This window comes from Kitasatospora sp. NPDC059812, assembly GCF_042732075.1.
Taxonomy (GTDB): Bacteria; Actinomycetota; Actinomycetes; order Streptomycetales; family Streptomycetaceae; genus Kitasatospora.
Genome location: NZ_JBHWIO010000059.1, coordinates 1 through 8,052, shown reverse-complemented (window position 1 = coordinate 8,052; position 8,052 = coordinate 1). Strand labels below are relative to the sequence as shown.

General features: G+C 72.9%; 9 protein-coding genes. 4 read left to right on the top strand and 5 right to left on the bottom strand.

Going from position 1 to position 8,052, the window contains the following annotated elements:
* The first annotated feature begins 144 nt into the window (after positions 1–144).
* Positions 145–645, top strand: coding sequence for a nucleoside deaminase (locus ACFV6D_RS25975; RefSeq protein WP_063352916.1), 501 nt, complete (start codon positions 145–147; stop codon positions 643–645).
* A gap of 145 nt (positions 646–790) precedes the next feature.
* On the opposite strand, the gene ACFV6D_RS25970 is transcribed toward ACFV6D_RS25975, so the two are convergent.
* The 4 genes from ACFV6D_RS25970 to ACFV6D_RS25955 all read right to left on the bottom strand — a co-directional run bounded on the left by ACFV6D_RS25970 (position 791) and on the right by ACFV6D_RS25955 (position 2,139).
* Complete coding sequence (locus tag ACFV6D_RS25970) at positions 791–1,003, bottom strand: DUF397 domain-containing protein (protein ID WP_380561262.1); 213 nt, start codon at positions 1,001–1,003, stop codon at positions 791–793.
* 68 nt (positions 1,004–1,071) lie between these two features.
* Positions 1,072–1,263 (bottom strand): DUF397 domain-containing protein, encoded by a 192-nt coding sequence (locus tag ACFV6D_RS25965; RefSeq protein WP_380561261.1) that lies wholly within the window; start codon positions 1,261–1,263, stop codon positions 1,072–1,074.
* A 68-nt stretch (positions 1,264–1,331) separates the two neighbouring features.
* Positions 1,332–1,538, bottom strand: coding sequence for a DUF397 domain-containing protein (locus tag ACFV6D_RS25960; protein WP_380561260.1), 207 nt, complete (start codon positions 1,536–1,538; stop codon positions 1,332–1,334).
* Positions 1,528–2,139, bottom strand: a complete 612-nt coding sequence (locus ACFV6D_RS25955) for a DUF5753 domain-containing protein (protein ID WP_380494783.1) — start codon at positions 2,137–2,139, stop codon at positions 1,528–1,530. The genes ACFV6D_RS25960 and ACFV6D_RS25955 overlap by 11 nt, the downstream gene beginning before the upstream one ends.
* 47 nt (positions 2,140–2,186) lie before the next feature.
* Between ACFV6D_RS25955 and ACFV6D_RS25950 the strand changes: the two genes are divergently transcribed.
* On the top strand, positions 2,187–2,366 hold the full coding sequence (locus tag ACFV6D_RS25950; protein WP_380425567.1) for a hypothetical protein: 180 nt from the start codon (positions 2,187–2,189) through the stop codon (positions 2,364–2,366).
* Positions 2,367–2,541: 175 nt separating this feature from the next.
* Here ACFV6D_RS25950 and ACFV6D_RS25945 read toward each other — a convergent pair whose 3' ends face one another.
* The gene (locus tag ACFV6D_RS25945) at positions 2,542–3,228 is read right to left on the bottom strand and encodes a histone deacetylase (protein ID WP_380561259.1); all 687 of its coding nucleotides are present in this window, start codon (positions 3,226–3,228) and stop codon (positions 2,542–2,544) included.
* Positions 3,229–3,551: 323 nt separating this feature from the next.
* Here ACFV6D_RS25945 and ACFV6D_RS25940 point away from each other — a divergent pair, with 323 nt between their 5' ends.
* Both ACFV6D_RS25940 and ACFV6D_RS25935 read left to right on the top strand, forming a co-directional pair.
* Positions 3,552–7,529 (top strand): Pls/PosA family non-ribosomal peptide synthetase, encoded by a 3,978-nt coding sequence (locus tag ACFV6D_RS25940; protein WP_244293872.1) that lies wholly within the window; start codon positions 3,552–3,554, stop codon positions 7,527–7,529.
* 97 nt (positions 7,530–7,626) lie between these two features.
* Complete coding sequence (locus tag ACFV6D_RS25935) at positions 7,627–7,839, top strand: DUF4287 domain-containing protein (RefSeq protein WP_063352910.1); 213 nt, start codon at positions 7,627–7,629, stop codon at positions 7,837–7,839.
* The last annotated feature ends 213 nt before the right edge of the window (positions 7,840–8,052 follow it).

Sequence of the window (8,052 nt, the reverse complement as noted above, 5' to 3'; positions counted from 1 at the left end):
CCGCCCCCTCGGACAACCCCCGCATCTCCTAATCACCCCACCACCCCGCGTAGTGCACCCCCGCGGGGGCCGGGGGGGCCCCGACCGCCCGCGCCCCCCGCCGTCCCACCCCGGCCCGCCCCCGACCGGCAAGGAACCGCCACCGTGGACTTCGCTCAGCACACCATCGACCTCGCCCGCCGCAACGTCGCCGAAGGCGGGCGCCCGTTCGCCACCGTCATCGTCAAGGACGGCGAGATCCTCGCCGAGAGCCCGAACAAGGTCGCCCAGACCGGCGACCCCACCGCGCACGCCGAGATCCTCGCCATCCGCGACGCCTGCACGAGGCTCGGCACCGAGCACCTGACCGGCACCACCATCTACGTCCTCGCCCACCCCTGCCCGATGTGCCTGGGCTCGCTCTACTACTGCAGCCCCGACGAGGTCGTCTTCCTCACCACCCGCGACGACTACGAACCGCACTACGTCGACGACCGCAAGTACTTCGAACTCGCCACCTTCTACAGTGAGTTCGCCAAGAACTGGGACGAGCGCCGGCTGCCGATGCGCTACCTGCCCAGCGACGCGGCCATCGACGTCTACCGGGCGTGGCGCGAGCGCAACGGCGGCGAACGCCGCGTCGCCGGCGCGCCCGTCGCGGCCTGACGAGGGCGCACACGATGCCCGAGCCGATCGAGAAGGCCGCGTGGATCCGGCCGGAGAACGGCCGGGTCCACGCCGCCGCAGGTGAAGCACGGGGCATCCCGGTCGCGTCGGTGCCCGGGTCGATCAGGTCGCCGCAGGCCACGGGTCAGCTCGCCGAGAGGCGGGTCTCCCGGGCGTCGAACTCGCCGACGCGGACGGCGGTGACGAAGGCCTGCCAAGCGGGGGCGGGGAAGCAGAGGACGGGTCCGTCGGGGTCCTTGGAGTCTCGGACGGGCTGCACGCCGCTGAAGCCGTCGGCGATCTCGATGCACTGGCCTCCCTGTCCGCTGTAGCTGCTCTTGCGCCAGGTGGTTGCCATCGCGTTGCCTCCTGCGGGTGGAGTGGGAAGTCGATGGGGACGACTTCCCACTCTGGCGTCAGATAGGCCTAGTTGGCGTCGAACTCGCCGGCGCGGGTGGCGGTGACGAAGGCCTGCCAGGCGGCGGAGGAGAAGAGGAGAGCCGGGCCCTCGGGGTCCTTGGAGTCGCGCACGGGCTGCACGCCGGTGAAGCCGTCGGCGACCTCGATGCATTCGCCTCCGCCGCCGCTGTGCGAACTCTTGCGCCAGGTGGTTGCCATCGCGTTGCCTCCTGCGGGTGGAGTGGGAAGTCGATGGGGATGACTTCCCACTCTGGCGTCAGATAGGCCTAGTTGGCGTCGAACTCGCCGGTGCCGACGGCGGTGACGAAGGCCTGCCAGGCATCGGCGGGGAAGGCGAGGGTGTGGCCGTTGGGGTCCTTGGAGTCGCGGACCGGGACGATGCCGGGGAAGCCGTCCGCTACCTCGATGCATTCGCCGCCCTGGCCGCTGAACGTGCTCTTGCGCCAGCGAGCGCCGGATAGGTCAAGGTGCACTTTCAAATTCCTTCCGTACTGCGCGGATCAGCTCAAGCGACGGGGCCAGAGGCAGTGCCTCGGCTTGCAGCCGATCGTACTCCCTGGCCCAGCCTGCGAGGGTTTCGGCGTCGCGCTCCAGATGGCCGCGCAGGTGGCTCTCCGAATAGCCGAGCAGCGAACGATTCGGCATCGTCAGAAGTGTCACTGGATGCGCGAACGGCCGTTGCTCTCCGAGGCTGAGCGGGGCTACCTGGATGGTCATGTTCGGTAGACCGGCCAACTTCTCCAGGTGGGCCAGCTGGCCCACCATCACCGCAGGCCCGCCGATCGGCCGTCGCAGGCTCCACTCGTCGAGTACGGCCTGGACGTACGGCGGAGACGGTCGGTCGATCCGTTCCTGCCGGGCGAGGAGGAACCGCATGCGCTCATCGGCCTGCTGCTGAGTGACGGTCCCGCGCGTGACCGGTGCCTGTTCATAGGCTGCCGCATACTCGGGAGTCTGCAGCAGCCCTGAGATGACCCCGATCTGGAAGAGCCGGATGGCGGTCGCTTCGGCTTCCTTGTCGGCGTACTCGGGGAAACCCTCTATCAGGATTCTGTGTTCGAGCTGGTCGAGCATCAGGCCGAGGGTGCCGCCGCCTCAACCTCGTCTTCGACGGCGGCACCGTGCGCGATGACACCCGCCTCACCGTCCCGCCCCGGCATCGCAGTGGACTGTTCGGCGCCCGCTTCGTCCGCGCCCACGAACTCCCGGACGTCATGGCCCCCGCCCAGGCGGCCCGCGCCGCCGAAGCGCTCGCCAACCGCGCCGTCCCCCTCCTCCTGCACGGCCAACGCTCAAGCTGAAGGGCGTGATCTTAAAACCGCCTTTGACGAAGCCGCCGAGTGGCCGCCGCTTCCCGCCGCCAGCCGCCGGCCGGAAGCGCCGGGCCGTCCGTGCGGTGGCCTGGCGTTTCCTTTGCCTGATGTGGCCGGAACCCACGCAGTTGTCACCGTACGGTCACCACGGGGTGAACGGGACCTAAAGGTCCAGACCACCGCCCAGTACGGCCAGGACGTCCGCCGCGGTCCAGTGCCCGGCGGCGCCCGGGCGGGAGGCCAGGTAGTCGGCGCAGTGGCGCGCGTTCCAGCCGTGGGACTCGGCCAGGCCTGCGGCCAGGGTGCGCAGATAGGGCGCCGAGGGTGGATTGAGTTCGGCGCCGGCCAGGCCTTCGGGGGCGGTGAAGGTCAGCAGCGGGTGTCCGTCCAACTCGCCCGCGTGTACCAGCGTCTCGTACCGGCCGGGCCCGAGCCGGTCGCGTCCGTGCGTGAGGGTGCGGGTGAGGTCGAGGTCGGTGTCGGGGGAGCGGCGCATCTCCTGGGCGGCGATGTCGCTGAACTGACTGACCGTCATCAAGTAGGCCCGGCAGGGGAGTTCACCCGGTGCGTCCGGATCGTAGAAGCCGCTGCCGCCGCCCCACACCGCCGACTCCCGCGCGAAGTACAGCGTGCCGGGCAGGGTCGCGGCCACGTCCCGGCGCGGCGGGTGGTGGTCGCGGCAGCCGGGGTAGGTGTGCGCGCCGCCGTCGGGGCGGCCGCCGCGCAGGTAGCAGGCGAGCCGGGCGGCGTGCAGGTTCGACCCGTACGCCGCGTACCAGACGAGCCGCGCGCCGCCCTCCGCGCCGCCCCCGCCCCCCGCGGGCCACCGGCGGGATCCGGCCACCATCATCGCTAAACCTCCAGATCTGGCGGGTCCGCTTTCACTACCGGTAGCGTCCCCGCCGCTATGGCGTAGACCACTCTTCGCCTTCGCGTCATATGCCTCCTGCCTCCGGCGATTACCCTTCGCCGCCGAAAGCGATCGAAAAACCCCGAAATGACTTTCGAATCGTTCCCTGATGCCCCCATATGTCGCCGAAAATGAAAAGTTCCTTTGACTCCACCTCCACGGCATCCAGCGGGCTCCCAGTGGAGTCATGGTGAGTGAGGCACCACGCAAGGTGACTCCCCGCATTCATCCTTAATGACTACTCCCAGCCGAGGACACTCCTTATGGACGCACGCCAGGACATGGCAGGCCCGGGAACGCTGAACCGTCCCGGGCCCGCTCACGCCGCCGGTTGGCCGGCGGTCCGGCCCGCGCACCCCCGCAGCCTGCTCGACATCGTCACCGCCACCGCCGACGCCCACCCGCACGCACCCGCGCTGGACACCGGCACCGCCGTACTCGACTACCGCGCCCTCATGCACGAGGTCGACACCCTCGCCGGCGTCCTCGCCGGGCACGGCATCGGCGCCGGGGACCGGGTCGGCGTGCGCATCCCCTCCGGCACCGCCGACCTGTACGTCGCCATCCTGGCCGTGCTGCGCTGCGGCGCCGCCTACGTGCCCGTCGACGCCGACGACCCCGACGAGCGCGCCGACATGATCTGGCAGGACGCCCAGGTGTGCGCCGTCCTCGGCGCCGAACGCCGGCTCGCCCCCGGCTCCGGGGCCGGGCCCCGCGGCAACCCCGTCTGGCCCACCCCCGCCGACGACGCGTGGATCATCTTCACCTCCGGCACCACCGGCCGCCCCAAGGGCGTCGCCGTCACCCACCTCTCCGCGGCCGCCTTCGTCGACGCCGAGGCCCGCCTCTTCCTGCGGCAGCAGCCGCTCGGCCCCGGCGACCGTGTCCTGGCCGGCCTGTCGGTGGCCTTCGACGCCTCCTGCGAGGAGATGTGGCTGGCCTGGCGCCACGGCGCCTGCCTGGTGCCCGCCCCCCGCTCCCTCGTCAAGGCCGGCACCGACCTCGGCCCCTGGCTCGTCGAGCGCCGCATCACCGCCATCTCCACCGTCCCCACCCTGCTCGCCCTGTGGCCGCAGGAGTGCCTGGACGCCGTGCGCCTGATCATCGTCGGCGGCGAGGCCTGCCCCGCCGAACTCGTCGAGCGCCTGGCCACCCCCGGCCGCGAGTTCTGGAACACCTACGGCCCCACCGAGACCACCGTCGTCGCCACCGCCGCCCGCATGCTCCCCGGCCAGCCCGTACGCATCGGCACCCCCCTGGACGGCTGGGAGATCGCCGTCGTCGACGCCGCCGGCCACCCCGTCCCCTGGTACGAGACCGGCGAACTCCTCATCACCGGCATCGGCACCGCCCGCTACCTCGACCCCGCCAAGGACGCCGAGAAGTTCAGCGCCCACCCCGCCCTCGCCTCCCCGCGCGTCTACCGCAGCGGCGACCTCGTGCGCAACGACCCCGAAGGCCTCGTCTTCGTCGGCCGCGCCGACGACCAGATCAAACTCGGCGGCCGGCGCATCGAACTCGGCGAGATCGACGCCGCCCTCCAGGCCCTGCCCGGCATCCGCGCCGCGGCCGCCGCCGTCCGCAAGAGCCCCGCCGGCGCCGACCTGCTGATCGGCTACCTCGTCGCCCAGCCCGGCACCACCCCCGACCTCACCGCCGCCCGCCAGCACCTGCTCGGACGCCTGCCCGCCCCGCTCGTGCCCGTCCTCGCCCTCGTCGACTCCCTGCCCACCCGCACCTCCGGCAAGGTCGACCGCAACGCCCTGCCCTGGCCGCTCGCCACCACCGGCACCGCCACCCCCGGCACCGCCGCCCCCCTGGACGGCACCGCCGGCTGGCTCGCCGGCCGCTGGGAGAGCATGCTCGGCACGGCCCCCGGCCCCGGCGACGACTTCTTCGCCCTCGGCGGCTCCAGCCTCACCGCCGCCCGCCTCGTCTCCGAACTGCGCACCCGCCACCCCGGCGTCTCCGTCGCCGACCTCTACGCCCACCCCGTCCTCGGCGACCTCGCCGATTATCTTGACAACCTCGCCGGCCCCCCTCATACCGGCGGCGCCGCACACACCCCCACCCCCGTCCCCGTCCGCACCGTGCGCCGCACCCCCGCCAGCGCCGGCCTGTGGCAGACCCTCATCCTGCTCGGCGTCTTCAGCATCTCCGGACTGCGCTGGATCCTCGCCCTCACCGCCTTCGACAACCTCATCGGCAACCAGCTCAGCTGGGCCCCGCACAGCTCCTGGTGGCCCGTCGCCGCCGGCCTCCTCCTCTTCTACAGCGCCCCCGGCCGCACCCTCCTCGCCGCCGGCACCGCCCGCCTGCTCACCGCCGGCCTGCGCCCCGGCAGCCACCCCCGCGGCGGCCAGGCCCACCTGCGACTGTGGGCCGCCGAACGCGCCGTCACCCTCTTCGGCGTCGGCGCCCTCGCCGGCACCCCCTGGGCCCGCCGCTACGCCCGCGCGCTCGGCTGCCGCATCGGCGCCGGCGTCCTCCTGCACACCCTGCCCCCCGTCACCGGCCTCGCCCGCATCGGCGCCGGCGCCACCGTCGAACCCGAAGCCGACATCGCCGGCTGGTGGCTCGACGGCGACACCCTCCACCTCGGCCGCATCGACATCGGCGACGGCGCCCGCATCGGCGGCCGCTCCACCCTCATGCCCGGCGCCCGCATCGGCGCCGGCGCCGACATCGCCCCCGGCTCCTGCGTCACCGGCGCCGTACCCGCCGGCGAACACTGGCACGGCTCCCCGGCCCGGCCCTCCACCGAGGCCCGCACCACCTGGCCCGCAGCCGCCGCCACCCCCCGCTCCCGCTTCTGGAACCTCGCCTACGGCGTCGGCCTGACCGTCTTCGGCCTCCTGCCGATCATCGCCGCCCTCCCCGCGCTCGCCATCGTCTTCACGATGGTCGACACCGACCGCACCCTCACCGCGGCCCTCCTCCAACTCCTGCCCGCCACCATCCCGCTGGCCGCCCTCACCCTGGTGTGCCACGCCACGCTGATAGCGATCATGGTCCGCCTCCTGTCCATCCCGCTGCGCCCCGGCTTCCACCCCGCCCACGGCCGCGTCGCCTACTGCGCCTGGGCCGTCACCCGGCTCAGCGACACCGCCCGGCGCACCCTCTTCCCCTTCTACGCCAGCCTCTTCACCCCGGTGTGGCTGCGCCTGCTCGGCGCCAAGGTCGGCCGCCGCGTCGAAGCCTCCACCGTCCTGTCCCTGCCCGGCCTGATGCGCGTCGACGACGGCGCCTTCCTCGCCGACGACACCCTCGTCGCCCCCTACGAACTGCGCGGCGGCTGGCTGCACATCGGCCCCTCGCACGTCGGGCGCCGCTCCTTCGTCGGCAACTCCGGTATCGTCGGCCCCGGCCGCCGACTGCCCGACAACTCCCTCGTCGGCGTCCTGTCCGACACCCCCGTCAACGCCCCCGAAGGCTCCTCCTGGCTCGGCCGCCCCGCCTTCGCCCTGCCGCGCGTCGCGGCCGCCGGCGGCGACGCCCGCACCTACAACCCGCCCCGGCGCCTGATGTGGGCCCGCGCCGGCGTCGAACTGTGCCGCCTGCTGCCCATCGTCCTCGCCGCCCTCCTCGGCGACCTCGTCCTCGCCACCCTCCAGGAACTGCGCGACGACTACGGCCTCACGCGCGCCCTCGCCGCCGCCGGCCTCGTCCTCATCGGCGCCGCCCTCATCGCCTGCCTGGTCACCACCGCCGCCAAGTGGCTCCTCGTCGGACGCTTCCGCGTCGCCGAACACCCCCTGTGGTCCACCTTCGTGTGGCGCAACGAGCTCTACGACAGCTTCGTCGAGGAACTCGCCATGCCCTTCGGCGGCTCCACCATCACCGGCACGCCCTACCTCAACGCCTGGCTGCGCAGCCTCGGCGCCCACATCGGGCGCGGCGTGTGGTGCGAGACCCACTGGCTGCCCGAGAGCGACCTCGTCACCGTCGAGGCCGGCGCCAGCGTCAACCGCGGCACCGTCCTGCAGACCCACCTCTTCCACGACCGGGTCATGCGCCTGGGCCCCGTCCACCTCGGCCCCGGCTCCACCACCGGCCCGCACTCCATCGTCCTGCTCAACTCCTCCCTCGGCGCCGGCACCACCGTCGGCCCCGCCTCCCTGGTCATGCGCGGCGAGAACGTCCCCGGCACCACCCGCTGGCTCGGCAACCCCGTCGCCGCCTGGAACGCCAACCCCACCCCGGCCGCCGGGCGGCGGGCCAAGCGCAAGGTCGGAGTGTGACGCAGATCACTTTGGCCGGGCGATGAGTTGACGATGCGGTCGCGGTCCTACCTGGGTAGACCGCGACCGCATCCGTTCCCGAAAGGGCGTACCGACCATGACCGCCACCCCCGCCAAGGGCCCCGCCAGCTACTTCCCGTCCATCGAGAAGAAGTACGGCCGACCCGTCGCCGAGTGGAAGGACCTCATCCGGGCCTCCCCGCTCGGCAAGCACATGGAGCTCGTCGCCTGGCTCAAGACCGAGCACGGCCTCGGCCACGGCCACGCCAACGCCCTCGTCGCCCACACCCTCGCCGAAGCGGCGGCCTGAGCCCGCCGTGCGGCTCTGCCGGTGACGCCCGGTCCCTGGTTCTGGTGGTGACGCCCGGCCTGCGCCCTGTGGCGGGTGGTGGGCCGGCGGACGACGACGGGGCCGGGGCCGCCTGCGGCACGATCGGGAAGCAGGCGGCCCCGGACCCGGGTCGTTCCGTACGGGCGGGGCATCGACCGCGATGCCCGTACGGCTGCGGTCGGGACTATTCGA